Here is a 21828-nt window from a genome sequence, read left to right as displayed (position 1 = left end):
GAGACGGCCGGGCCGTTCGCGCGAGAGGAGAGCTCAGCGCTCCCGCACAGGCCCGAAAGCGATTGTCTGCTCCGAAGGTTAACGAACGGTGCCCAGCACGTGAATAGTACTTCTCGCCTTGCCGCCGGCGCGGGTGAACCCGCCGATACGCGGGTGAACGCACTCTACGCTGGGGGTATGACCTTGCCGCAGATCGCGCTGCTCGCGTTGGCCGTCGGCCTCGTGATCGGCGTCGGCCTCTCCCTCCTCGTGGCATGGGCGTACCGCGCACGGGCGAGGGTCGCCGAGGAGACATCGCTCTCGGTGCCGGAGGGGGTCACCGCGGTGCTCGGCAGCATGGACGACGCGGCCTGTGTGGTCGATTCGTCCGGACTCGTGCTCGCGGTGTCGAAAGCGGCGACGCGCTTCGGAATCGAGGTCGGCGCTCCGCTCGAGAACCCCGAGCTGCGTCAGCTGGTGCGCGGCGGTCGGAACGAGGGCGGCTCGGCCTCCGAGTCCATGCGACTGACGCGCGGTGGCCTCAGCCTCGACCCGCGTCTGGTCTCGGCCCGCGCGAGCGTGATCAGCCCGCGGATGACACTGCTGATCATCCGCGACGTGACCGAGCAGGAGCGCCTGGACCAGATGCGCCGCGACTTCGTGGCGAACACCAGCCATGAGCTGAAGACGCCGGTCGGTGCGGTCACGCTGCTCGCCGAGGCCATCGAGTCGGCGGCGGACGACCCCGCGCAGGTGCGTCACTTCGCCACCAGGATCTCGGCGGAGGCCGCGCGTCTCGGTCAGCTCACCGGTCGCATCATGAGCCTGTCGAGGCTGCAGGCCGAGGACGCGCTGTCTGATGTGCGACCCGTCGCGATCGACGAAGTGCTCGCCACAGCGCTCGAGGCGCACGTCGTGCAGGCGGACTCGGCGGGAGTCGAGATCGCGCGCGGCGGCGACAGGGGAGTGTGGGTGCGTGGCGACTCGCAGATCCTGATCGAGGCGTTCGGCAACCTCATCGCCAACGCGATCGCGTATTCGCCGAAGGGCTCCCGGGTCGGCATCGGTGTGAAGGCAGACGAAGGCGTCGTCGAGATCGCCGTCTCCGATCAGGGCATCGGGATAGCGGAGGGCGACCGCGAGCGCATCTTCGAGCGCTTCTACCGCGCAGATGAGGCTCGATCGCGTCGCACGGGCGGCACGGGCCTCGGTCTCTCGATCGTCAAGCACGCGACGCAGAGGCACGGCGGCGAGGTGCGGCTCTGGTCGCGCCCCGGACGCGGATCGACTTTCACCATCAGGCTCCCGAGGATCGATGCTCCCCCGAGGATCGACACGGACAAGAAGAACAAGAAGAAGCGCGAGCGCAAGGCGGCGAAGGCCGCGACTCGCGTCCGAAACGGAGAGAACGCATGACCCGCATCCTTCTCGTCGAAGACGAGCCCGATCTCGCCGACCCTCTTGCGTATCTGCTGCGACGCGAGGGGTACGAGGTCGAGATCGCCGAGGACGGCCCCGGCGCTCTGACCGCATTCCGTGAGCGCGGCGCCGACGTCGTGCTCCTCGATCTCATGCTGCCGGGGATGCCGGGCACCGAGGTGTGCCGGCAGATCCGCTCCACCTCAGCCGTGCCGATCATCATGGTCACGGCCAAGGACTCGGAGGTGGACATCGTCGTCGGGCTCGAGCTCGGCGCCGACGACTACGTCACCAAGCCCTATTCGTCGCGTGAGCTGCTCGCCCGCATGCGGGCGGTGCTGCGCCGCGTGGTGCAGGCCGAGAACGAGCTCGACGAGCGGGTGCTCGACGGCGGACGCGTCTCGCTCGACATCGACCGGCACACCGTGTCGGTCGCCGGCCAGCAGATCAACATGCCGCTGAAGGAATTCGAGCTCCTCGAGGTGCTGATGCGCAACTCCGGTCGCGTGCTCACCCGTGGGCAGCTCATCGACCGCGTCTGGGGCAGCGACTACTTCGGCGACACCAAGACGCTCGACGTGCACATCAAGCGCATCCGCTCCCGCATCGAGGAGAACCCGGGGGAGCCCGTCATGCTCGTCACCGTTCGCGGACTGGGCTACCGCTTCGAGGGCTGAGCCCGCACGCGTCGCCCGGACTGCAGAAGAGGCCGGAACCCCTCGGGGTGCCGGCCTCTTCTGTCACATCGTGGTGCGGATCACTCCTGCGGAGCCGGTGCCGCCGTATCGGTCGGGACCGGCGTCGGCGTGGGCTCTTCCGCGGCGGGCACGAGATCGGCGTAGTACGGCAGAGAGCCGTCGAGCACGGGGACCTCGGTCTTGGTGCCTGCGCCGTCTCCGGACTGGAAGTGGATCTCGATCGTGGCGCCGGGCTTCGTGTCGAGGCCGTCGATGCGCAGCGGCTCCTCATCGGCGCCGAAGCTGACGGTCTTGCCCGCGGGAACCGTGACGGTGAACGGGTCGAGGCCCGCGACGGTCATCGTGAGCGTGGCCTTCTCGGTGGTCGGGTTGACGACCGCGCCGATGAAGTTGCCCACCGAGCCGTCTTCGTTCGCGACGACGAAGGCGTTGCGCACGTCGATCGGTCCGTCGGAGTCGGAGACGTTGACGCCGTCCGAGCCCGAGTACTCGATCTTGGTCGACTGTGGCGTGATGAACGTGCAGCCCGTCGCGCCGAGAAGAACGAGGGCGCTGATGGCGGCAGACGCGACAAGGCGCGATTTCACGGGTCCTCCTGAGGTCCGACGGGATATCCGCATCCCATTCTATGCGCAAGCGAGGGTGCGCCCGAGGACGTGGGGGCGCGAACCTTAGCGCATGTCTGCTGTGGTATCCTTGAGGTTGCCGAAAGGACAAGTTTTTATGCTTTTTGAGGTTGGCGAAACTGTCGTCTATCCGCACCATGGCGCTGCGACCATCATCGAGGTCAAGGAGCGCGTCATCAAGGGTGAGGCGAAGAAATACCTGAAGCTCAACGTCACGCAGGGAGACCTCATCATCGAGGTGCCCGCGGAGAACGTCGATCTTGTCGGGGTCCGCGACGTGATCGGCCGTGAGGGGCTCGACCATGTGTTCGAGGTGCTCCGCGCTCCGTTCACCGAAGAGCCCACGAACTGGTCGCGCCGTTACAAGGCGAACCTCGAGAAGCTCGCCTCCGGCGACGTGATCAAGGTGAGCGAGGTCGTGCGCGACCTGTGGCGTCGTGATCAGGACCGCGGTCTGTCGGCCGGTGAGAAGCGGATGCTGGCGAAGGCACGTCAGATCCTCATCTCCGAGCTGGCTCTCGCAGAGAAGACCGACGAAGACAAGGCGAGCGCGCTGCTCGACGAAGTCCTCGCGTCCTGAGCTGATCGAGACAAGGCGGATGCTTCGGCATCCGCCTTTTTTCGTGCGCGCCGGTAACGTGAACCGGGTGAGCATGCTTCCCGTTCCTGACACCGCGATCATCGTCGTCGCCGCCGGCTCCGGTACGCGACTGGATGCCGGCGCGCCCAAGGCGTTCGTTGGCATCGACAGCCATTCGATCCTCCGCCACGCACTCGACGCCGTCTTCGCCGCAGCCCCCGCCCAGGTGATCGTCGTCGCACCCTCGGGATTCGAGGGCGACGCCGAGACGGAGCTGCGCGCCGCAGCGGGTGACCGGATCGATCTGGCCCGAGTCGTCACCGGTGGTGACACCCGCCAGCGATCGGTGGCGGCCGGCCTCGATGCGCTCTGGGGAGATGTCACGCGCGTGCTGGTGCACGACGCGGCGCGCGCGCTGACTCCTCCCGAGGTGATCGACGCGGTCGCCACGGCCATCGACGGTGAGATCGGCATCCTCCCGACGCTTCCTGTCGTCGATACGTTGAAGCGCGTCGACGGCGACGCTGTCGTCGGACCGATCGACCGCTCGGAGCTCGCCGCGGCGCAGACGCCGCAGGGCTTCCCGCGCGCGCTGCTCGAGGCCGCATACGAGGCCGCGCTCTCGTCCGGTGTCGAGTACACCGACGATGCCGCACTCTACGCGGCCGCGGGACACGATGTCCGTCAGATCCCAGGGTCTGCGCGCGGATTCAAGATCACCACCGCAGCCGACCTCGAGCGGGCGCGTCACCTGCTCACCGCAGCCGCCGCGGCTCCGGCAGAGGCTCCCGCCGCTGCCCCGGTCTCGTGGAGCGGACCTCGAGTCGGGCTCGGGACGGACGTGCACGCCTTCGGCGGCGACGGCGATCTGTGGCTGGCGGGCCTCGAGTGGCCGGGGGAGCCGGCGCTGTCCGGGCACTCCGACGGCGACGCCGTAGCGCACGCGATCGTGGATGCCCTGCTGGGTGCCGCGGGCCTCGGCGATATCGGCGAGCACTTCGGAACAGCCCACGCTGAGTACGCCGGCGCGCACGCCGCGGTCTTCCTCGCGCGCACCAGAGAGCTGCTGGAGGAGGCGGGATTCGCGATCGGGAACGTCTCTGCGCAGTTCCAGGGCAATCGTCCTCGGTTCAGCGCCCGCCGAGCGGAGGCCGAGCGTGCGCTGTCGGCGGCGCTGGGCGGGGCGCCCGTGACGGTCACTGCGACGACCACGGACGGACTCGGGTTCCCCGGACGCGGTGAGGGGATCGCCGTCACCGCGGTCGCGATGGTGTACCCGCGCTGACGCGGTGCATCGCGAGCACGGGAATGCGCCGGCATCCACGCTCGTTGTCGGAGAGCGTCGTGCGGTCTTCGCGCGACGAAGAGGAGGAGGCATCATGAAGGTCCTGATCATCGGAGCCACCGGACAGGTGGGTCGCACGGCCGTCGACGCCCTGACGGGACACGAGGTCGTCGCGGCGTCGCGCAGCAGCGAACCGTCGGTCGACGTCACCGACTCAGCGTCCGTCGAGCGCCTCTTCGCCTCCGTCGGGCAGGTCGACGCCGTGATCGTCGCGGTCGGCGAGGTGCCGTTCCGCCCGCTCGGCGAGCTCGGCCGCGGAGACTACGAGTCGGCGTTCCGCGGCAAGGTGCTGTCACAGCTCGACGTCGTGCGCATCGGCACGCCGTACGTGCGCGACGGCGGCTCGATCACCCTCACCTCCGGCATCCTCGCGCGCGAGCCCATCGCCACCGGTGCCGCCGCGTCGCTCGTCAACGGCGCCGTCGAGTCGTTCGTGCTCGCCGCCGCCACCGAGCTGCCTCGCGGCATCCGCATCAACGCCGTGAGCCCCTCCGTGCTGGCGGACGCGCCCTCGTATCACTCGTCCTTCCCCGGTTTCGTGCCCGTGTCGTCGCATCGAGTCGGACAGGCATACGCGAAGAGCGTGCTCGGGGTGCAGACCGGGCAGGTCTTCCCCGTCGACTGAACCACGCGAGTCCGACTCGGAGCGCGCCCGAAACCGCACCCAGTCTTCGGAATCGGCGGCCCGGTAAGCTTGTGCGGTGACTCTCCGCCTCTACGACACCCGCGCACAGCAGCTGCGCGACTTCGTGCCTCTCGACTCCGAGAACATCACGATGTACGTCTGCGGACCCACGGTGCAGTCGGGCCCCCACATCGGGCACGTCCGCGCGGCTCTGAGCTTCGACCTCCTGCGCCGCTGGCTGACGCACCGATACGGGCGCGTCACCTTCGTGCGCAACGTCACCGACATCGACGACAAGGTGCTCGCGAACGCGACCGACGTCGAGCCCTGGTGGGCGCTGGCGTACCGCATGGAGCAGGAGTTCACAGCGGCATACGCCGGAGTCGGCATCCTTCCGCCGACCTACGAGCCCCGCGCGACCGCCTCCGTTCCGCAGATGCAGGAGATCATCGCGACCCTCATCGAACGCGGTCACGCGTACCCGGCACCCGATGGCTCTGGCGACGTCTACTTCGACGTGCGCTCCTGGGCGGAGTACGGGTCGCTCACGAACCAGTCGGTCGATGCCATGGAGGCGGCGGAGGATGCCGACCCCCGAGGCAAGCGCAACCCCCAGGACTTCGCGCTGTGGAAGGGCGCGAAGCGCGACGAGCAGGCGGATGCCACATGGCAGTCGCCGTGGGGTTCAGGGCGCCCCGGCTGGCACATCGAGTGCTCGGCGATGTCGAAGCGGTACCTCGGCGCGGAGTTCGACATCCACGGCGGCGGCCTCGACCTGCGCTTCCCGCATCACGAGAACGAGCTCGCCCAGTCGACTGCGGCCGGCGACGGCTTCGCGCGGTACTGGGTGCACAACGGCCTCGTGACCGTGGGCGGGCAGAAGATGTCGAAGTCCCTCGGCAACTTCACGCTCGCGAGCGATGTGCTGGAAGAGCACGATCCGCTCGTGGTCCGCTATGCACTGGCCGCCGCGCACTACCGCTCGAGCCTCGACCTGACGGAGTCGTCGTGGGCCGAGGCGGAGGCCGCGCTCGGCCGCATCCGGACTTTCGTGGAGCGCGCGGAGCGCACTCTCCCGAAGACGTTCGGGTGGGCGGAGCCGACCCCGCTGCCCGATGCCTTCGGCGCGGCGATGGATGACGACCTCGGCATCCCGCAGGCCCTCGGCGTCGTGCACGACACCGTGCGCGCAGGGAATGCGGCGCTCGATGCCGGCGACACCGACGCAGCGGCGACGGCGAGGCACGAGGTGCTCGCGATGCTCGACGTGCTCGGATTCGACCTCGTCGGCGGCGTGCAGGGCGGAGATGCCACGGCATCCGCCCTCGACGCGCTCGTGCAGACGATGATCACCCAGCGTGCGCAGGCGCGCGCTGACAAGGACTGGGCGGCGGCCGATCGCATCCGTGATGCGATCGCCGCGGCAGGAATCACGCTGGAGGACTCTCCGGCCGGAACTCATTGGAGTATCGATGGCTAAGCAGGGCAATCCCTCGGCAGGCAAGGGCAAGAAGGGTCCCACCAAGGGCTCCGGCGGCAAGGGCCGCAGCTCGCTCGAAGGCCGCGGACCGACGCCGAAGGCGGAAGATCGCGCCTGGCACCCCGCCGGCAAGCGCAAGGCCGCGGCCGAGCGCTACGCGGCATCGGGCGGAAAGGGCAAGCCGGGGCAGCGTCAGACGTCCGGCGGCAACCCGAACCGCTCGGCACGCTCGAAGGACAACACCACCGAGGTCGAGGTCGTCACCGGCCGCAACTCGGTGCTCGAGGCCCTGCGCGCGAAGATCCCTGCGTCGGCGTTCTACATCGCGCAGCGCGTCGAGATGGACGACCGCGTCAAGGAGATGCTGTCGATCGCCACGAACCGCGGCATCCCGGTTCTCGAGGTGACACGTCAGGAGCTCGACCGCATGGCCGGCTTCGACGGCGTGCACCAGGGCGTCGCCGTCAAGGTGCCGCCGTACGAGTACGCGCACCCGCAGGACCTGCTCGAAGCCGTCATCGACAAGGGCGAGGTTCCGCTGTTCGTCGCCCTCGACGGCATCACGGATCCCCGCAACCTCGGCGCGATCATCCGTTCGACCGGCGCGTTCGGCGGCCACGGCATCATCCTGCCGCAGCGCCGTTCGGCGGGTGTGAACTCGGCGGCGTGGAAGACCAGCGCCGGTGCCGCCGCGCGCGTGCCCGTCGCTCTCGCGACGAACCTGACCACGCAGCTCAAGGAGTTCAAGAAACAGGGCGTCTTCGTGCTCGGCCTCGACGGCGACGGCGACGTGCTGCTGCCCGAACTCCAGCTCGCCGATCGCCCCGTCGTGATCGTCACGGGCTCCGAGGGCAAGGGCCTGTCGCGTCTGGTCGCCGAGACGTGCGACCAGATCGTCTCGATCCCGATCTCGGCCGTGACCGAGTCGCTCAACGCCGGCATCGCGACGTCCGTCGCGCTCTACCAGGTCTCGTCGATCCGCAACGCGAAGAAGTAGGGGAGAAGCACATGGCTCGCATCGTCGTCCTCGGAGGAACCGGCTACGCCGGACGCCACATCGTCTCGGAGGCGGTGAGCCGCGGCCACGAGGTCGTCTCGGTCTCGCGCTCGGAGCCGTCGAACCCCGTGGAGGGCGCACGGAACGTGCAGGGTTCCGTGCTCGACCTCGCGAGCCTGGGCGACGTCTTCGACGGTGCGGACGCTGTCGTGTCGGCGCTGTCTCCCCGTGGCGACATGGAGGACTCGGTGCTCGACGCGCTCGGCGGCCTCGTCGAGAAGTTGAGCGGCACGAAGACCCGCATCGGCGTGGTCGGCGGAGCCGGCGGCAGCCTCGTCGCCCCCGGCGGCCCTCGGCTCTTCGACCTCGACTTCCCCGAGGAGTACAAGCACGAGGCGCAGGTCGGCATCGACTCTCTCGCGCTGCTCGAGTCGACCGACGAGTCGCTCGACTGGTTCTTCATCCACCCTGCCGAGGTCTTCGGACCCTGGGCCGAGGGGGAGCGCACCGGTCACTACCGCGACGGCGGCGACGTGCTCGTGCGGGATGCCGACGGCAAGTCGTTCATCTCGGGCGCCGACTTCGCGATCGCGGTGGTCGATGAGGTCGAGCGCGGCGCACACCGTCGCGGGCGTTTCACCGTCGGGTACTGAACCGCGCAGAGCACGCTCAGACCAGGTCGCGCCAGTCGATCTCGTCGTCGTCATCGGTGACGGGATTCGATCCGGTGATCACCGGCAGGCTCATGGTCTCGGTGGGAGGACCCATGATGGTCGCCTCGTCGCGGCGGTGCCGTAGCACCTCGTTGATGTAGCTCGTCAGCACTTCCGCAAGAGGCACGGAGCGTCCCTGCGCCTGCGACAGGTACCAGCGGTGCTCGAGCACCTGGTGGAACACCTCGGCGGGTTCGAGCTTGGCGCGCAACTCCCACGGGATCGCGCGCACGACGGGCTCGAACACGCGGGTCAGCCACTCGTGCGCGTACATCTCCTCGTCGGCCCACTGCTTGGTCGATCGGGCGCGGAACTCATCGAGGTCGTTGAGCAGGCGTCGCGCCTGGTTCTCCTCGACATCGAGTCCGGTCAGGCGGATGAGCCGGCGCTGGTGGTGCCCGGCATCCACGACCTTCGGCTGGATCTCGACGACCGTGCCGTCGGCAGTCGTCGACATCGACATCTCGTCGATGTCGAATCCGAGCGCGTTGAGACGCTCGACGCGCTCGGTGATGCGCCAGGTCTCCGCCGACGCGAAGGATTCCTGCACCGTGAGCTCCGCCCACAGTGAGCGGTAGGACGAGACGATGCCGTCGGCGATCGCGATCGCGTCGACACCGTGCTCGAGCCGGCCGCCCGCGGCGAGGTCCATGATCTCGCCGGCGATGTTCGTGCGGGCGAGGTCGAGGTCGTAGGCGCGCTGGCCGTCGGTCAGGCCCTCCTCGTGCAGCTCGCCGGTCTCGGCGTCGACGAGGTACGCGGCGTAGGCGCCGGCGTCACGCCGGAAGAGGGTGTTCGACAGCGACACGTCGCCCCAGTAGAAGCCGACGTTGTGCAGGCGCACGAGCAGCACCGCGAGGGCGTCGACGAGGCGGGTGGCGGTGTCGGGGCGCAGGACTCGGGTGAAGAGGGCACGGTACGGCATCGAGAACCGCAGATGCGACGTCACGAGCGCGGCGGGAAGCGGTTCACCCGCGGCATCCGTTCGTCCTGCGATCACCGCGACACGGTCGACGCAGGGGATGTCGAGGCGTGCGAGGTTGCCGAGCATCTCGTACTCGCGCTTCGCCATCTCATCGGTCGTCTCCTTGACGGCGACGACGCGGCCGGAGAGATCGGCGAACCGCACGAGGTGGCGGGAGAGGCCCTTCGGCAGCGACACGATCTGCTCGGACGGCCACTTGGCCAGTGTCGTCGACCAGGGGAGGGCGAGCAGCCCCGGGTCGATCGAGCTCGCGGTGATCCGCAGCGCATCCTGCATGGCTCTCCAGACGGTGTGTGGGAAAAGCAGAAGCGGCGCGGGCGACCGAAGTCAGCCCGCGCCGCGTCTGTGGATCCGATCAGGCGGAGACGATCGGCTTGTCGTTCAGGCGCACACCCGACTCGATGTCGAACGCGTGCACGTGGCCCGCGTTCGCAGCCAGCGTGACGGTCTCGCCCGCGTTGGGGTGGCTGCGACCGTCGACACGTGCGACCAGGTCGGCGCGCTTGCCGTTGATCTCGGTGTGACCGTAGAGGTAGCCGTCGGCGCCGAGCTCCTCGACGAGGTCGACGACGACCGACAGGCCCTTGCCGTCGGCGGGGCCGACGGTGATGTCCTCGGGGCGCACACCCACGGTGACCTGCGAGCCGTTGGCGCGGCCGACGGTGTCGCGGTCGAGCGGGACGACCTCGGTGCCGAAGCGCACGCCGCCGTCAGCCAGGTCCGCGCTGAACAGGTTCATGGCGGGGGAGCCGATGAAGCCGGCGACGAACACGTTCTCGGGCTTCTCGTACAGGTCGCGCGGCGAGCCGACCTGCTGGAGCAGGCCGTCCTTGAGGACGGCGATGCGGTCGCCCATGGTGAGGGCCTCGGTCTGGTCGTGCGTGACGTAGACCGTGGTGACGCCCAGGCGACGCTGCAGCGATGCGATCTGCGTACGCGTCTGGACGCGGAGCTTGGCGTCGAGGTTCGACAGCGGCTCGTCCATGAGGAAGACCTGGGGCTGACGGACGATCGCGCGGCCCATCGCGACACGCTGACGCTGACCGCCCGAGAGCGCCTTCGGCTTGCGGGTCAGGTACTCCTCGAGGTCGAGCAGCTTGGCGGCCTCGAGAACGCGGCTGGCGCGCTCTTCCTTGCCGACGCCGGCGATCTTGAGCGCGAAGCCCATGTTCTCGGCGACCGTCATGTGCGGGTACAGCGCGTAGTTCTGGAACACCATCGCGATGTCGCGGTCCTTCGGCGGCACGTCGGTGACGTCGCGGTCACCGATGAGGATGCGGCCCGCGTTGACCTCTTCGAGGCCGGCGAGCATACGCAGCGAGGTGGACTTTCCGCAGCCGGAAGGGCCGACGAGAACGAGGAATTCGCCATCGGCGACCTCGAGGTTGAGCTTGTCGACAGCCGGGCGGGTTCCGCCGGGGTAGAGGCGGGTGGCCTCGTCGAAAGTCACAGATGCCATTGTGTTTCTCCTTCACCGGCAGGTACGTGCCGGACGATCCGTAGTGATAGAGCGGCGGAGCGATCCGCCGTGACCCCTCATCGGGTCGGGATCAGTATGGCAGAAACCCGTCTATCTGGGTATTTCTCAGCCTGGCTCGTTAACATCGTTCTCGGCCGCTTAACGTGGCGTTCGCCACCCGAGTGGCGTCCGGGGCCACCCTGCCCCCCTGAGACTGTCTAGAGGAACGATGTCGAGCGACGAGACGCCGAACGTCCCCACCCCTCGCAATTCGCGTGAGGTGGTGCGGGAGAAGGCACAGAAGGTGCATGCCCAGCAGTCGAGGGCGCGCGTGATGCGACGGATCATCCTCGGTGCCATCGCCGTGGTCGCGGTGGGCGCCATCGGCACGGCCATCACTCTCGCCGTCTCGGCGCAGGTGTCGAAGCCGCAGCTCACTCCCGGCGGCATGGACGATGACGGCATCCTCGTCTCCGACATCAGCGCCACTGCTGCGTCCGATGAGGGCGTGGCAGCGCCGAGCCCCGACGATACGGAGGCCGGAGGCGAGGCGACGCCGACCCCGGCGCCCACCACGTCGAGCACGGTCGACATCCACATCTACGTCGACTACCTGTCGCCGGACGCCGGTGAGTTCGAGCGCGCGAACGCCCGCCAGCTCGTGAACTGGATCACCGAGGGCGCAGCCACCGTGACGTACCACCCGGTCGCACTGCTCACCGCCAGCTCGAACGGCACCAAGTACTCTCTGCGCTCCGCCGCGGCCGCCGCGTGCGTCGCGACGCATTCACCGGCGCAGTTCTACGCCTTCAACCACGATCTGCTCGACGATCAGCCCGAGGTGAACACCGACGGCTTCTCCGACGCGCAGCTCGCCGACATCGCCGGCGCCGTCGGCTCGGACAACGTCAAGAGCGTGCGATCCTGCATCGAGGATCAGGACTACGTGACGTGGGCGAAGGATGCCACCTCGCGCGCCCTCGAGGGCCCGCTCGTCGGCTCGGACGATCTCGTTCTGACCGCAGCGCCCATGATCGTCGTCAACGGCGAGGCCTACGTCGGTGCACTCGACGACCCGAGCGAGTTCTCCCAGTTCGTGCTGACCGTCGCGAGCGACGCGTACTACGCCACCGAGTCGCCCAGTCCGACTCCCACCCCGACCACCGCGCCGTAGTTCTCGGCACGGGCCGCCCCTCGCTAAGCTGGGTGGCGTCCGCCGACTTGGCGCAATTGGTAGCGCACCGTACTTGTAATACGGGGGTTGCAGGTTCGAGTCCTGTAGTCGGCACCACACACGAAGGTCCGTATCCCTGGAGGGCTCCAGGGATACGGACCTTCGCTCTGTCCGGGCGGAGAAGCTCCCGCTCGAGACCGCGAAGGAGCGGAGAGGCGACCTAGTCGTTCTCGCTGCGCCGCATCTGCTCCCAGACGACGGTCCAGACGAGCCCGATCATGAGACCGGCGGGAGCACCGATCGCGGCGCCGATCCCGGGGTCGCCCGCGGCAGTCCCGATGCCGAGCCCGACGACTGCGCCGACGGGGAGGCCGAGCATCAGCGGCAGGGACGCCATGCCGCCTCGAGGTTCGCGCCTGGGGTTCATCGGGCCAACGATACGCGACTGGGATGCAGGAGTTCGCCGGTCAGCGGTTCCTCGCATGACACACATCGTCATACGCGAAATAGTGCGCGGGGGTCGCGGGTTGTCACGAGTATGACTCGTATCGGAAACAGCGACCTTGACGTCTTCCCCCTCTCGCTCGGTGGCAACGTGTTCGGCTGGACGGCCGACCGCGACGCATCGTTCGCCGTGCTCGACGCGTTCGTCGACGGGGGAGGTGACTTCATCGACACCGCCGACGCGTACAGCGCGTGGGTGCCGGGCAACTCGGGCGGCGAGAGCGAGACGATCATCGGAGAGTGGCTCGCCTCGCGCAAGCCCCAGGGCGTGGTCGTCGCCACCAAGGTGAGCCAGCATCCGGAGTTCACGGGACTCGCGGCCGCGAACGTCCGCGCGGCCGCCGAAGCGTCGTTGGGCCGCCTCGGAGTCGACACGATCGACCTCTACTACGCGCACTTCGATGACGAGACCGTGCCGCTGGAAGAGACCGTCGGGGCCTTCGGCCAGCTCGTCGCCGACGGCCTGGTGCGCAACGTCGCCGTCTCGAACTACAGTGCCGACCGCATCCGCGAATGGGTCGAGATCGCCCGCCGCATCGGCGTCGCCCTGCCCGTCGCCGTGCAGCCGCACTACAACCTCGTGCACCGCAACGACGTCGAGGAGACGATCATCCCGGTGGCAGAGGAGTTCGGTCTCGGACTCGTGCCGTACTACTCGCTCGCAAGCGGATTCCTGACCGGAAAGTACCGCTCCGCCGACACCGAGGGGCAGACGTCGCCCCGTGCCTCGGGGGCAGCGAAGTATGCCACCGAAGCGGGACTGCGCATCATCGACACCCTCGAGCAGATCGGTGACGCGCACGGCGCCTCGATCGCCGCTACCTCGCTCGCATGGCTGCGCGCCCAGCCGACCGTGGCGGCGCCTATTGCCAGCGCCCGCACCGTCGAGCAGGTGCCGGATCTCCTCGCCGGTGCTCGTCTCGAGCTGACCACCGACGAGGTCGACGCGCTCGACCGTGTGTCGGAGTGGGCTCCGGCGAAGGCCTGACGGTACTCGAGCCCTGCCCGCCGGCCTACGAGTCGGAGGGCAGGGCGTCGTCGTCGATGAGCCCGAGCCGGTGGGCCAGGATGACCAGATGGATGCGGTCGCGAGCGCCGAGCTTCGCGAGCACGCGACCCACGTGCGTCTTCACCGTCGACTCGCTGACGAACAGAGCCTGCGCGATCTCGGCATTGGTCAGCCCGCGCGCGATCTCGAGGAACACGTCCCGTTCCCGATCGGTGAGGTCGGTCGTCGGATCGTCGATCGGGACGGTCGGCTGCACGGGAGAAGCGCCCAATCCCGGCGTCACATGTTCCAGCAGCATCCGGGTGACCCTCGGCGCGAGCGCCGCGTCTCCTCGGTGGATGGCGCGGATGGCCGAGATCATCTCGTGCCGCTGCGCGTCCTTCAGCAGGAAACCGCTGGCACCCGCGCGGATCGCGCCGAACGCGTACTCGTCGAGATCGAACGTGGTCAGCACGAGCACACGCGTCTCGGGGTGCGCGCGGACGATCGCCTCGGTCGCGGCGATGCCGTCGAGCCCGGGCATCCGGATGTCCATCAGCACGAGATCGGGCTGCAGCGCCGCAGCCTGAGCGATGGCCGCGTGGCCGTCCTCCGCCTCGCCGACCACCACCATGTCGGCCTCGGCTTCGAGCACCATCCGGAACCCGAGTCGGATGAGCTGCTGGTCGTCGACGAGCAGGATCGAGATCGAGTCGGTCATGGTCTGTCCTCCAGGTCGGGGGTGGTGAGTTCGCTCGGATCGGGCGTCGGGAGCTCGGCGCGCAGCATCCATCTGCCGCCCTCGAGCGGTTCGGAGACGACGGTTCCGCCGGCGTGCGCGGCGCGCTCGGCAAGACCGCGCAGTCCGAATCCCGACGTGCCGACCGGGCCAGAGGCGCCGTCGTTGACGATCTCGGCCGTCACTGCATCCGCCGTGTAGACCAGTCGGACGGCGATCGACGTCGCACCCGGTGCGTGCCGCATCGCGTTGGTGACGCCCTCCTGCACGATGCGCCCGACCGCGTGGGCGACGGCGGGGGAGAGGTCGGCGCCACCGGAGACCGAGAGCGTCACGGGGTAACCTGCGCGCTGCGCGTGTGCGACGGTCTCCTGCGGAGGCGTCGGCGCGAGGGGCGCCAGCGGCAGCGGGGAGTCGTCGGCTCGCAGGACGCCGAGCATGGCGCGCATCTCGGTGAGGGCGCTGCGGGCCGTCTCTGCCGAAGCCGTGGCCGCTGCACGCGCCTGCTCGGGGTCGGATGTGGCGGCGCCGCCCTCGGAGAGTGCGACGATCACCGTCAGCGAGTGCGAGACGATGTCGTGCATCTCGCGGGCGATGCGTGCGCGCTCGCCGGCGGCCGCGAGCTGCGCCTGCTGGTCGCGCTCGACGAGCAGCTGCCGGGACCGGTCGATCACGGCGTCGAGATAGCGCTTGCGGCCTCCCACGTTGACGCCGATGAGCGTGCCGATCAACCCGAGCACGAGCGACATGATCACGGCGTTCGCGGCGATCTGCAGCGTGATGACGCCCGAGAGCGTGAGCAGCCCGCCGAAGGCTGCGAGGGAGGCCAGTCCGATGCCGAAACCCGTCCATGCGGCCCGCGACGAGCGGTACACGGCGAGCGAGTAGCAGGTGACCAGCAGAAGCGGCGACCCGATCGGCTGCAGTGCGAAGAGGAATCCGGCCTCGAGCGCGAAGGAGGCGACGAACGGTACGAGCGGGCGCCGGCGCCGCCACAGCAGCGTCGCGCAGGCGGCGACGACCGATGCGGGAACCAGGACGGCCACCCCGATCGCGAGTGGCATCGGCAGATCGTTCGTGATGACGCCGGCGGGTACCAGCGAGAGCAGCAGGCACACCAGTGCGATCAGGACGTCGGCGACCACCGGATGCCGTGCCCAGAAGCGTCTCAGCACCCCGGGCGGACGCGGCAGCCGCAGCGCCTCGTCCTCCCGGACCGAGGTGCTGCGGCTGCGCGTTCTGCTCACCGGCCGACTCTACGCGGCTGCATCGCGGATCGTCATGGTCACGCGTCGCGCGTGCGGAGCACGGCCCACGCGGCGAGCATCCCCGCGGCGACCCAGCCGGCCAGCGTCACGTACGCGACCGGGCCCTCGAGAGCAGCGCCTTCGGGCAGGATCGCGCTCTGCGCTGCGGCCACGGGCAGGTAGTTCGCGGCATCCATCACCCAGGCCCAGCCCTCGCCGGCGATCGCGAAGAAGCTCGCTACGATCGGCAGCACGAACAGGAGTCCCACCGTCGCGGCGATCGCTCCGGCACCCGAGCGCAGGATGAAGCCGAACGCGACGCCGATCAGGGCGAACACCGCCATGGCGAGGGATGACACGACGATCGGGAGGATCGACATCGACGGGTCGCTCCAGTCGATGCTCTGATCGCGCGGGGCGACGATCGCGGAGACCGCGACAGCCGCGGCGGTGAAGATCACGAGCGACGACACGAACAGGAAGAGGCCGATCACGGTCGCCTTGGCGGCGAGCACGGATCCGCGCTTCGGGTTGGCCGCCAGCGTCGAACGGATCATCCCGGTCGAGTACTCGCCGGTCACTGAGATCGCGCCGAGGATGCCGGCGAGCAGCATCGTGAACTGGATCGGCATCACGACGGCCTGGATGGGCTCGAAGCCCGGCACGTCGACCGCCTGTGCGATGAGCACGGCGATGCCGATGGTGAGGATCGCGGCGATGCCGATCGACCACCAGGTCGAGCGCAATGTCGAGAGCTTGATCCACTCGCCGCGGACCGCCCGGACGAACGTGAGGCGTCGGCCGGTGTCGACCTGCGCGCGGGTGAGGGGAGGAGCCTGGACGGTCATGAGATCTCCTTCGTCCGGTACTCGACCGAGTCGCCGGTGAGCGCGAGGTACGCGTCTTCGAGCGATCCTGTGGTCGGGGTGAGTTCGTGCAGAGGGATGCCGCGATCCGCGGCGAGGTCGCCGATGCGCGACGCGGGCAGACCGACGATGTCCAGAAGATCGGGCGCGGAGCTCACGATCTCGACAGACGGTCCTCCGACGGCAGCCGCCAGATCGGCGGCACGAGGGGTGCGCACGCGCACGGTATTGGTGGTCCATGCGCGCACCAGCTCCTGCAGCGGAGCATCGGCGAGCACCTGGCCGCGGCCCATCACGATCACGTGGTCGGCGGTCTGCGCCATCTCGCTCATCAGGTGGCTGGACAGCAGAACCGTCCGCCCCTCGGATGCCGCGTGGCGCACGAACTGGCGTACCCAGCGCACTCCCTCGGGGTCGAGTCCGTTCACCGGCTCATCGAGGATCAGGGTGTGCGGGTCGCCGAGCAGAGCGGAGGCGATTCCGAGTCGTTGTCCCATGCCGAGCGAGAACTTGCCCGCGCGCTTGCGGGCGACGGGGCCGATGCCGGCGAGGTCGATGACCTCGTCGACGCGGGAGGCGGCGATGCCGTGGGTCGCCGCCATCGCACGCAGGTGATTTCGCGCGGTGCGGCCGGTGTGCACCGCCTTCGCGTCGAGCAGCACGCCGACTTCGGTGAGCGGTGCGCGGAGCTTCCGGTACTCCCGCCCGCCGACGGTCGCCGTGCCGGAGGTGGGCCGGTCGAGGCCGACGATCATGCGCATCGTCGTGGACTTGCCCGCGCCGTTCGGCCCGAGGAATCCCGTGACGGTGCCGGGCTTGACCGTGAACGACACGTCCTGGACGGCTGTCTTGTCTCCGAATCTCTTCGTGAGGCCTTCTGCTGTGATCATGTCTTCGACGCTACAGACGTCGCCCGGGCCCGCACGTCCTCCCGGGGTACCGTTCCGCCGATGCCGGGGGTCATCCTCGAGACGGATGCACAGTGTCCCGTGGCGCCGGCGGGCGGCAGATCCCGGTGACGTCCTACGGAGCCGGGCGTCCGAACAGATTCGGATCGACCGGGCGCTGCGCCTTCGGGAGCTTCTCGACGACCAGCCGGTACGACTCGGTGACGAGCTCGGTCACGAGGTCTTCTTCCAGAGAGGGCCCGGGCATCAGCGTGATCCAGTGCTTCTTGTTCATGTGATAGCCGGGCACGATGTCGGCGAACGTCTCGCGCAGCGCCACGGCGTCGTCAGGGTGCGACTTGAGCGTGATCCTGCCGGTGCCGTCGAGGGGGACCAACAGGAACACCCGCCCTCGCACCTTGTACACGTCCCACTCGGGCCCGAAAGGGTTCTCCCGCTCTGCGCCGGGCAGCTCTTCGGCGCGCTCTGTGGCGGCAGCGTTCAGCTGTGTCGAATCCATGGTGATCAGAACAGCCGATCGGCGCCCTTGTCATCCGTACGGGGGACGGCCTGCACGCGCTCGTCGAGCGTCATCGCGGCGAGCAGCGCCTCATCGATGATCTCCTTCGTCGGCTCGGCGGTGAGCCAGTCCTCGCTCAGCGAGGCAGGGATCAGCAGCGGCATCCGATCGTGGATGCCGGCGAGGTGCGGAGGGGCCGGGCGCATCACGATCGAATAGCAGGTGAAGGACTCGCCGTCGGCTGTGCGCCCGCGTTGGGTGACGGCTGCCATGCCGAAGAGCGCTCCGTCGTCGACGAGGAACTCGTGCCACACGCGCTCGGGCTTCTTCATCTCATACCAGCTGGTCGCGGGGACGAGCGCCCTGGTCTTCAACCCGCCGGGCCTGTCCTGCAGGCGCTCGGACCGGGTGTTGATCGACGGGAACTTCGAGGGCTCTCCGCCGATCAGGAATCCCCACCACGCGGACTCCCACACGGGCCCCGACACCGACTCGAGTGTCGGAGAGGTCTCGGGCTGCACCACGATCGGATTGAGGTTGCGGAGGTTCTTGCCGGTCGGACGCACGGTCTCGCGGGCGTTCTCCTGCGCCCACCCCCGGAGCCCCTCGAGCACCGCCTCGTCGGCCGCAGCGAGGAGCTCGGTGTCGGTGAACCGCGGATCCAGACCATAACTCGCGCACATGCCGCCAGGGTACGCCCGGCCGCCGACATCCGCCCGCTCGGCTAGGGTCGACAGGTGTCCCAGACCCGCCGACTCTCGCCGCCCGTCGCGCTCGGAGGAGCGGTGGCGATCGGCGTCATGACCGCCGTCCAGGCGCGTATCAACGGTGTGCTCGGCGTCAAGGTCGACAACGGGATCGTCGCGGGCCTCATCTCCTTCGCGGTCGGGCTCGCCGCCCTGATCGCCGTCGTCCTCTGCATCCCCTCGGCGAGGCGCGGAGTCGGGCGGCTGCGCGACGGCATCCGCGAGCGCACGATCCCGTTCTGGATGCTCCTCGGCGGCGCGTGCGGAGCCCTCACCGTCTCGACCCAGGGCGTCACGGCCGGCGTGCTCGGGGTCTCGCTGTTCACGGTCGGCGTCGTCGCGGGGCAGACCCTGCACGGCCTCGTCCTCGATCGGATCGGCTTCGGACCGGCCGGCGTCGTCGCCGTGACCCCCGGCCGCGTGCTCGGCGGAGCGCTCGCGCTTGCCGCGGTCGGTATCTCGCTCAGCGGCGATGTGCTCGCCACGGCGCCGTTGTGGATGCTCCTCCTGCCTTTCGCCGCGGGTGTCGGCATCGCGTGGCAGGCAGCGACCAACGGCCGCCTGGCCCAGCGGGTGCAGTCGCCCCTCTCGGCTACGCTCATGAGCTTCATCGCCGGGACGATCGCGCTGCTCGTCGCGGCGGGCATCAGCATTGCGGTGCGAGGCCTGCCCGAGGTGCCGCCGGCCGAGCCGTGGCTCTACCTCGGCGGATTCCTCGGCTCGGCGTACATCCTGCTCGGCGCCTTCATCGTGGCGCACACGGGTGTGCTGCTGATGGGGCTCGGGTCGGTGCTGGGGCAGCTCGCGACGTCGGTGATCATCGACATGCTGTGGCCCGCGGACGCGGGACCTGCCCCCTGGCAGATCGTCGGGATGGTGGTCGTCGCCGTGGCATCCGTCCTCGTCGCCCTGCCGCGTCGCCGACGGAGCTGACTACTTCTTCTTGGGCTGCGGCATCCGCGTCACCAGGGCGCGAGCATCGACGGGCTTGCGCCGCCCCGGCTTCTTGCCCGTCGGCTTGCCGCCGACGTAGAGCCACCCGAGCAGCTCCTCGTTCTTGCCGATTCCGTGCGCCTTGGCGACGGCCTTCGAGCGCGTGTACCGTCCGGTACGCCACAGCACGCCCCAGCCTGCCTCGTCGAGAAGCAGACTGAGCATATGCGCGACGCCGGAGGCGACGGCCTCCTGTTCCCACCGGGGCACCTTGTCGCTCTTGCGGTAGCTGGCGACCACGGCGATCAGAAGAGGTGCACGGAGGGGCTTCGATGATGGTGACGCGTCTCCCTCCGCCTTCGCGATCGCCGCGCCCAGCACCTCGCGGTCCGAACCTCGCAGCTCGATGAGCCGCCACGGACGAAGCGAGGAGTGGTCGGCGACGCGTCCCGCGGCGGCGACGAGCTTCAGCAGCTCGTCGCGTGACGGCGCCTCGTCGGTGACCTTCGACCAGGACTGTCGAGCGCGGACGGCCTCGAGAGCGTTCACGACTCTTCGGGCGTGAAGTTCAGAGCAATGGAGTTCATGCAGTACCGGTCGCCGGTGGGCGTGCCGAAGCCGTCGGGGAAGACGTGACCCAGGTGCGAGCCGCAGCTCGCGCAGCGCACCTCGGTGCGCACCATGCCGAGGGTCGTGTCCTCGATGAGCTGCACCGCGTCGGGGCGGATCGACTCGTAGAAGCTCGGCCATCCGCATCCGGAGTCGAACTTGGTGCCGCTCTTGAACAGCTCGGCGCCGCATGCGCCACAGGTGTAGAGGCCTGCGCGGCCCTCGTCGAGCAGCTCGCCCGTCCATGCACGCTCGGTCGCGGCTTCACGCAGCACGGCGTACTGCTGCTCACCGAGCTCCTCGCGCCACTGTTCTTCGGTCTTGTCCACGCTGTACGACATCGGTCCTCCTGGGGGTCTGCTCCATTCTCTCGCGTTCGAGACCCCTCGGCGCCACGAGACAATGGGTGCATGACGGATGCCGTGCAGCAGCGCTACGCGCGCTTCGCCGAGCAGGAGGCGCCAGGGCGCAGCGACCTGTATGTCGAATGGGCGGAGGGTGTCGCGGGCGACTCCGAGATGCAGGGGGTCCTCGCCCGGATCCCGGAGAACCGACGGCAGCCTCCGCTCGTGTTCGCGGTGACCCGGATGCTGGGCGCGGGTCTGGTCGGATACGGCGCCTGGCGGTCGTTCGTCGTCGCACGTGCCGACGAGATCGTCGCCGAGTGCACGGGGCGGCGGCTGCAGACGAACGAACCCCTGCGCCTGGCCCCGCTGCTTCCCGTGCTGTCGGAGATCGAGGGCCCGATCGCGCTGCTCGAGGTCGGCGCCTCCGCGGGACTCTGTCTGTACCCCGACCGGTACTCGTACCGCGTCGTCGATGCCGACGGGTGGCTGCGGACGGCGCTCGACCCCGCCGACGGCGTGTCGACCGTGATGCTCGAGAGCCGTGTCGAGGGGGCCCTTCCTCCCATGCGGATGCCGGAGGTGGTGTGGCGGGCCGGCATCGACCTCGCGCCTCTCGACGCCCGTGACGACCGCGATCGGCGCTGGCTGCAGGGACTCGTGTGGCCGGGGGAGCACGGGCGGGAGCGGCGGGTGACCGCGGCGCTCGACATCGCGGCGACCGACCCGCCCCACCTCGTCGCCGGAGACGCGATCGACCGGATCGACGCGCTCGCCGCCGAGGCGCCGCGCGACGCCACGCTCGTCGTGACGACTCCCGGCGTGCTCGTGCACATCCCCAGGGAGGCACGGGAGGTCCTCGTCGATCGCATCCGCGGGCTCGACGCGCGCTGGGTGACCATCGACCCTCCCGCGCTCCTCGACGTCTGGGATCCTCCGGTGGCCTCCCGGGGGTGGCCCGGTTTCGTCGTGGCGCTCGACGGGGAGGTGCGTGCGGCGGCGGACCCACTCGGCCGATGGTGGGAGTGGCGCGCAGGGATCGACGCGCCGGCGATCTAGTCTGATCCCATGCTGGGAGAGCTGAGCGAGCGGGATCGTGCGATCCTCGCCCTGGAGACCGCGTGGCCGCGGCACGGCGGCGCGAAAGAGGAGACCATCCGCGCCCAACTGGGTATGAGCTCGGCCCGCTACTACCAGCTCCTCGGCCGTCTGCTCGAGTCCGAGGCGGCATTGGAGTACGACCCCATGCTGGTGCGCCGCCTCCGCCGCATCCGCGACGCGCGATCGTTCCAGAGGGCGTCGCGAACCCCCGGTTTCGTCGGCTGACGGAGCTTCCCGCCACGCGCTGAGGCGCCACGATGCGGA

The 21828-nt window shown here is 69.3% G+C and carries 25 protein-coding genes and 1 tRNA gene; 14 read left to right on the top strand and 12 right to left on the bottom strand.

The annotated features are described in order from the left end of the window. Positions 1-177: 177 nt before the first annotated feature. Entirely contained in the window at positions 178-1395 is a 1218-nt protein-coding gene (locus MRBLWH13_RS10560; RefSeq protein ID WP_341954986.1) for an ATP-binding protein, read from the top strand. Continuing rightward, the gene (locus MRBLWH13_RS10555) at positions 1392-2075 is read left to right on the top strand and encodes a response regulator transcription factor (RefSeq protein WP_056312600.1); all 684 of its coding nucleotides are present in this window, start codon (positions 1392-1394) and stop codon (positions 2073-2075) included. Before MRBLWH13_RS10560 ends, MRBLWH13_RS10555 begins: the two co-directional genes overlap by 4 nt. 80 nt (positions 2076-2155) lie before the next feature. Here MRBLWH13_RS10555 and MRBLWH13_RS10550 read toward each other — a convergent pair whose 3' ends face one another. Further along, positions 2156-2683, bottom strand: coding sequence for a DNA modification methylase (locus MRBLWH13_RS10550; protein WP_341954982.1), 528 nt, complete (start codon positions 2681-2683; stop codon positions 2156-2158). Between the two features lie 136 nt (positions 2684-2819). On the opposite strand from MRBLWH13_RS10550, the gene MRBLWH13_RS10545 reads away from it, so the two are divergent. The 6 genes from MRBLWH13_RS10545 to MRBLWH13_RS10520 all read left to right on the top strand — a co-directional run bounded on the left by MRBLWH13_RS10545 (position 2820) and on the right by MRBLWH13_RS10520 (position 8402). Further along, positions 2820-3302, top strand: a complete 483-nt coding sequence (locus tag MRBLWH13_RS10545; RefSeq protein ID WP_056513806.1) for a CarD family transcriptional regulator — start codon at positions 2820-2822, stop codon at positions 3300-3302. 67 nt (positions 3303-3369) lie between these two features. Then, complete coding sequence (gene ispD, locus MRBLWH13_RS10540; RefSeq protein ID WP_341954978.1) at positions 3370-4587, top strand: 2-C-methyl-D-erythritol 4-phosphate cytidylyltransferase; 1218 nt, start codon at positions 3370-3372, stop codon at positions 4585-4587. A gap of 94 nt (positions 4588-4681) precedes the next feature. Next, positions 4682-5272, top strand: a complete 591-nt coding sequence (locus MRBLWH13_RS10535; protein ID WP_341954976.1) for a short chain dehydrogenase — start codon at positions 4682-4684, stop codon at positions 5270-5272. A 76-nt stretch (positions 5273-5348) separates the two neighbouring features. Beyond that, complete coding sequence (gene cysS, locus MRBLWH13_RS10530) at positions 5349-6752, top strand: cysteine--tRNA ligase (RefSeq protein WP_341954974.1); 1404 nt, start codon at positions 5349-5351, stop codon at positions 6750-6752. Then, complete coding sequence (rlmB, locus tag MRBLWH13_RS10525; protein WP_210098596.1) at positions 6745-7749, top strand: 23S rRNA (guanosine(2251)-2'-O)-methyltransferase RlmB; 1005 nt, start codon at positions 6745-6747, stop codon at positions 7747-7749. Before cysS ends, rlmB begins: the two co-directional genes overlap by 8 nt. 11 nt (positions 7750-7760) lie before the next feature. Continuing rightward, positions 7761-8402 (top strand): NAD(P)H-binding protein, encoded by a 642-nt coding sequence (locus tag MRBLWH13_RS10520; protein WP_341954970.1) that lies wholly within the window; start codon positions 7761-7763, stop codon positions 8400-8402. 16 nt (positions 8403-8418) lie between these two features. Here MRBLWH13_RS10520 and MRBLWH13_RS10515 read toward each other — a convergent pair whose 3' ends face one another. Both MRBLWH13_RS10515 and ugpC read right to left on the bottom strand, forming a co-directional pair. Then, the gene (locus MRBLWH13_RS10515) at positions 8419-9723 is read right to left on the bottom strand and encodes a DUF4032 domain-containing protein (RefSeq protein WP_341954968.1); all 1305 of its coding nucleotides are present in this window, start codon (positions 9721-9723) and stop codon (positions 8419-8421) included. A 79-nt stretch (positions 9724-9802) separates the two neighbouring features. Further along, positions 9803-10906 (bottom strand): sn-glycerol-3-phosphate ABC transporter ATP-binding protein UgpC, encoded by a 1104-nt coding sequence (ugpC, locus tag MRBLWH13_RS10510; protein ID WP_053097292.1) that lies wholly within the window; start codon positions 10904-10906, stop codon positions 9803-9805. 229 nt (positions 10907-11135) lie between these two features. On the opposite strand from ugpC, the gene MRBLWH13_RS10505 reads away from it, so the two are divergent. After that, positions 11136-12080, top strand: a complete 945-nt coding sequence (locus tag MRBLWH13_RS10505; protein ID WP_341954964.1) for a thioredoxin domain-containing protein — start codon at positions 11136-11138, stop codon at positions 12078-12080. Between the two features lie 41 nt (positions 12081-12121). Beyond that, a tRNA-Thr gene (locus tag MRBLWH13_RS10500) sits at positions 12122-12197 on the top strand. A gap of 103 nt (positions 12198-12300) precedes the next feature. Here the strand turns inward: MRBLWH13_RS10500 and MRBLWH13_RS10495 are convergent. Further along, positions 12301-12507 carry a hypothetical protein gene (locus tag MRBLWH13_RS10495; protein WP_341954963.1) on the bottom strand — a complete coding sequence of 69 codons (207 nt, stop codon included), beginning with the start codon at positions 12505-12507 and terminating at the stop codon, positions 12301-12303. Between the two features lie 111 nt (positions 12508-12618). Here MRBLWH13_RS10495 and MRBLWH13_RS10490 point away from each other — a divergent pair, with 111 nt between their 5' ends. Beyond that, positions 12619-13572 (top strand): aldo/keto reductase, encoded by a 954-nt coding sequence (locus MRBLWH13_RS10490; RefSeq protein WP_341954960.1) that lies wholly within the window; start codon positions 12619-12621, stop codon positions 13570-13572. A gap of 25 nt (positions 13573-13597) precedes the next feature. Here the strand turns inward: MRBLWH13_RS10490 and MRBLWH13_RS10485 are convergent, their stop codons facing one another. The 6 genes from MRBLWH13_RS10485 to MRBLWH13_RS10460 all read right to left on the bottom strand — a co-directional run bounded on the left by MRBLWH13_RS10485 (position 13598) and on the right by MRBLWH13_RS10460 (position 18514). After that, complete coding sequence (locus MRBLWH13_RS10485) at positions 13598-14293, bottom strand: response regulator transcription factor (RefSeq protein WP_341954958.1); 696 nt, start codon at positions 14291-14293, stop codon at positions 13598-13600. Beyond that, positions 14290-15558 (bottom strand): histidine kinase, encoded by a 1269-nt coding sequence (locus MRBLWH13_RS10480; protein ID WP_341954956.1) that lies wholly within the window; start codon positions 15556-15558, stop codon positions 14290-14292. Before MRBLWH13_RS10480 ends, MRBLWH13_RS10485 begins: the two co-directional genes overlap by 4 nt. 38 nt (positions 15559-15596) lie before the next feature. Next, entirely contained in the window at positions 15597-16406 is an 810-nt protein-coding gene (locus tag MRBLWH13_RS10475) for an ABC transporter permease (RefSeq protein ID WP_341954954.1), read from the bottom strand. Next, a complete protein-coding gene (locus MRBLWH13_RS10470) occupies positions 16403-17314 on the bottom strand; it encodes an ATP-binding cassette domain-containing protein (protein ID WP_341954953.1) in 912 nt (303 codons plus the stop codon). Before MRBLWH13_RS10470 ends, MRBLWH13_RS10475 begins: the two co-directional genes overlap by 4 nt. Positions 17315-17447: 133 nt before the next feature. After that, positions 17448-17831: an MmcQ/YjbR family DNA-binding protein gene (locus MRBLWH13_RS10465; protein WP_120494072.1), complete on the bottom strand. Its 384-nt coding sequence runs from the start codon at positions 17829-17831 to the stop codon at positions 17448-17450. Positions 17832-17836: 5 nt separating this feature from the next. Further along, positions 17837-18514, bottom strand: coding sequence for an SOS response-associated peptidase family protein (locus MRBLWH13_RS10460; RefSeq protein ID WP_341954949.1), 678 nt, complete (start codon positions 18512-18514; stop codon positions 17837-17839). Positions 18515-18568: 54 nt separating this feature from the next. Here MRBLWH13_RS10460 and MRBLWH13_RS10455 point away from each other — a divergent pair, with 54 nt between their 5' ends. Continuing rightward, on the top strand, positions 18569-19510 hold the full coding sequence (locus tag MRBLWH13_RS10455; protein ID WP_341954946.1) for a DMT family transporter: 942 nt from the start codon (positions 18569-18571) through the stop codon (positions 19508-19510). Here the strand turns inward: MRBLWH13_RS10455 and MRBLWH13_RS10450 are convergent, their stop codons facing one another. Beyond that, a complete protein-coding gene (locus tag MRBLWH13_RS10450) occupies positions 19511-20059 on the bottom strand; it encodes a nitroreductase family protein (protein WP_341954944.1) in 549 nt (182 codons plus the stop codon). Beyond that, positions 20056-20460, bottom strand: a complete 405-nt coding sequence (msrB, locus tag MRBLWH13_RS10445; protein WP_341954942.1) for a peptide-methionine (R)-S-oxide reductase MsrB — start codon at positions 20458-20460, stop codon at positions 20056-20058. Before msrB ends, MRBLWH13_RS10450 begins: the two co-directional genes overlap by 4 nt. A gap of 69 nt (positions 20461-20529) precedes the next feature. On the opposite strand from msrB, the gene MRBLWH13_RS10440 reads away from it, so the two are divergent. Together MRBLWH13_RS10440 and MRBLWH13_RS10435 are read left to right on the top strand one after the other, a co-directional pair. Then, complete coding sequence (locus MRBLWH13_RS10440; RefSeq protein WP_341954940.1) at positions 20530-21522, top strand: DUF2332 domain-containing protein; 993 nt, start codon at positions 20530-20532, stop codon at positions 21520-21522. 9 nt (positions 21523-21531) lie between these two features. Then, positions 21532-21789 carry a DUF3263 domain-containing protein gene (locus tag MRBLWH13_RS10435; protein ID WP_056513759.1) on the top strand — a complete coding sequence of 86 codons (258 nt, stop codon included), beginning with the start codon at positions 21532-21534 and terminating at the stop codon, positions 21787-21789. Positions 21790-21828 lie beyond the last annotated feature (39 nt).

It is taken from the genome of Microbacterium sp. LWH13-1.2 (genome assembly GCF_038397735.1).
GTDB lineage: Bacteria > Actinomycetota > Actinomycetes > Actinomycetales > Microbacteriaceae > Microbacterium.
This window is presented reverse-complemented; position numbering and strand designations above follow the sequence as displayed.

Excerpts from the sequence above, each read along its gene's own strand:
- MRBLWH13_RS10560 (WP_341954986.1), top strand. The coding sequence starts at position 178 with ATGACCTTGCCGCAGATCGCGCTGCTCGCGTTGGCCGTCGGCCTCGTG.
- MRBLWH13_RS10555 (WP_056312600.1), top strand. The coding sequence starts at position 1,392 with ATGACCCGCATCCTTCTCGTCGAAGACGAGCCCGATCTCGCCGACCCT.
- MRBLWH13_RS10545 (WP_056513806.1), top strand. The coding sequence starts at position 2,820 with ATGCTTTTTGAGGTTGGCGAAACTGTCGTCTATCCGCACCATGGCGCT.
- MRBLWH13_RS10535 (WP_341954976.1), top strand. The coding sequence starts at position 4,682 with ATGAAGGTCCTGATCATCGGAGCCACCGGACAGGTGGGTCGCACGGCC.
- rlmB (WP_210098596.1), top strand. The coding sequence starts at position 6,745 with ATGGCTAAGCAGGGCAATCCCTCGGCAGGCAAGGGCAAGAAGGGTCCC.
- MRBLWH13_RS10520 (WP_341954970.1), top strand. The coding sequence starts at position 7,761 with ATGGCTCGCATCGTCGTCCTCGGAGGAACCGGCTACGCCGGACGCCAC.
- MRBLWH13_RS10515 (WP_341954968.1), bottom strand. The coding sequence starts at position 9,723 with ATGCAGGATGCGCTGCGGATCACCGCGAGCTCGATCGACCCGGGGCTG.
- ugpC (WP_053097292.1), bottom strand. The coding sequence starts at position 10,906 with ATGGCATCTGTGACTTTCGACGAGGCCACCCGCCTCTACCCCGGCGGA.
- MRBLWH13_RS10505 (WP_341954964.1), top strand. The coding sequence starts at position 11,136 with ATGTCGAGCGACGAGACGCCGAACGTCCCCACCCCTCGCAATTCGCGT.
- MRBLWH13_RS10495 (WP_341954963.1), bottom strand. The coding sequence starts at position 12,507 with ATGAACCCCAGGCGCGAACCTCGAGGCGGCATGGCGTCCCTGCCGCTG.
- MRBLWH13_RS10490 (WP_341954960.1), top strand. The coding sequence starts at position 12,619 with ATGACTCGTATCGGAAACAGCGACCTTGACGTCTTCCCCCTCTCGCTC.
- MRBLWH13_RS10485 (WP_341954958.1), bottom strand. The coding sequence starts at position 14,293 with ATGACCGACTCGATCTCGATCCTGCTCGTCGACGACCAGCAGCTCATC.
- MRBLWH13_RS10475 (WP_341954954.1), bottom strand. The coding sequence starts at position 16,406 with ATGACCGTCCAGGCTCCTCCCCTCACCCGCGCGCAGGTCGACACCGGC.
- MRBLWH13_RS10470 (WP_341954953.1), bottom strand. The coding sequence starts at position 17,314 with ATGATCACAGCAGAAGGCCTCACGAAGAGATTCGGAGACAAGACAGCC.
- MRBLWH13_RS10465 (WP_120494072.1), bottom strand. The coding sequence starts at position 17,831 with ATGGATTCGACACAGCTGAACGCTGCCGCCACAGAGCGCGCCGAAGAG.
- MRBLWH13_RS10460 (WP_341954949.1), bottom strand. The coding sequence starts at position 18,514 with ATGTGCGCGAGTTATGGTCTGGATCCGCGGTTCACCGACACCGAGCTC.
- msrB (WP_341954942.1), bottom strand. The coding sequence starts at position 20,460 with ATGTCGTACAGCGTGGACAAGACCGAAGAACAGTGGCGCGAGGAGCTC.
- MRBLWH13_RS10440 (WP_341954940.1), top strand. The coding sequence starts at position 20,530 with ATGACGGATGCCGTGCAGCAGCGCTACGCGCGCTTCGCCGAGCAGGAG.
- MRBLWH13_RS10435 (WP_056513759.1), top strand. The coding sequence starts at position 21,532 with ATGCTGGGAGAGCTGAGCGAGCGGGATCGTGCGATCCTCGCCCTGGAG.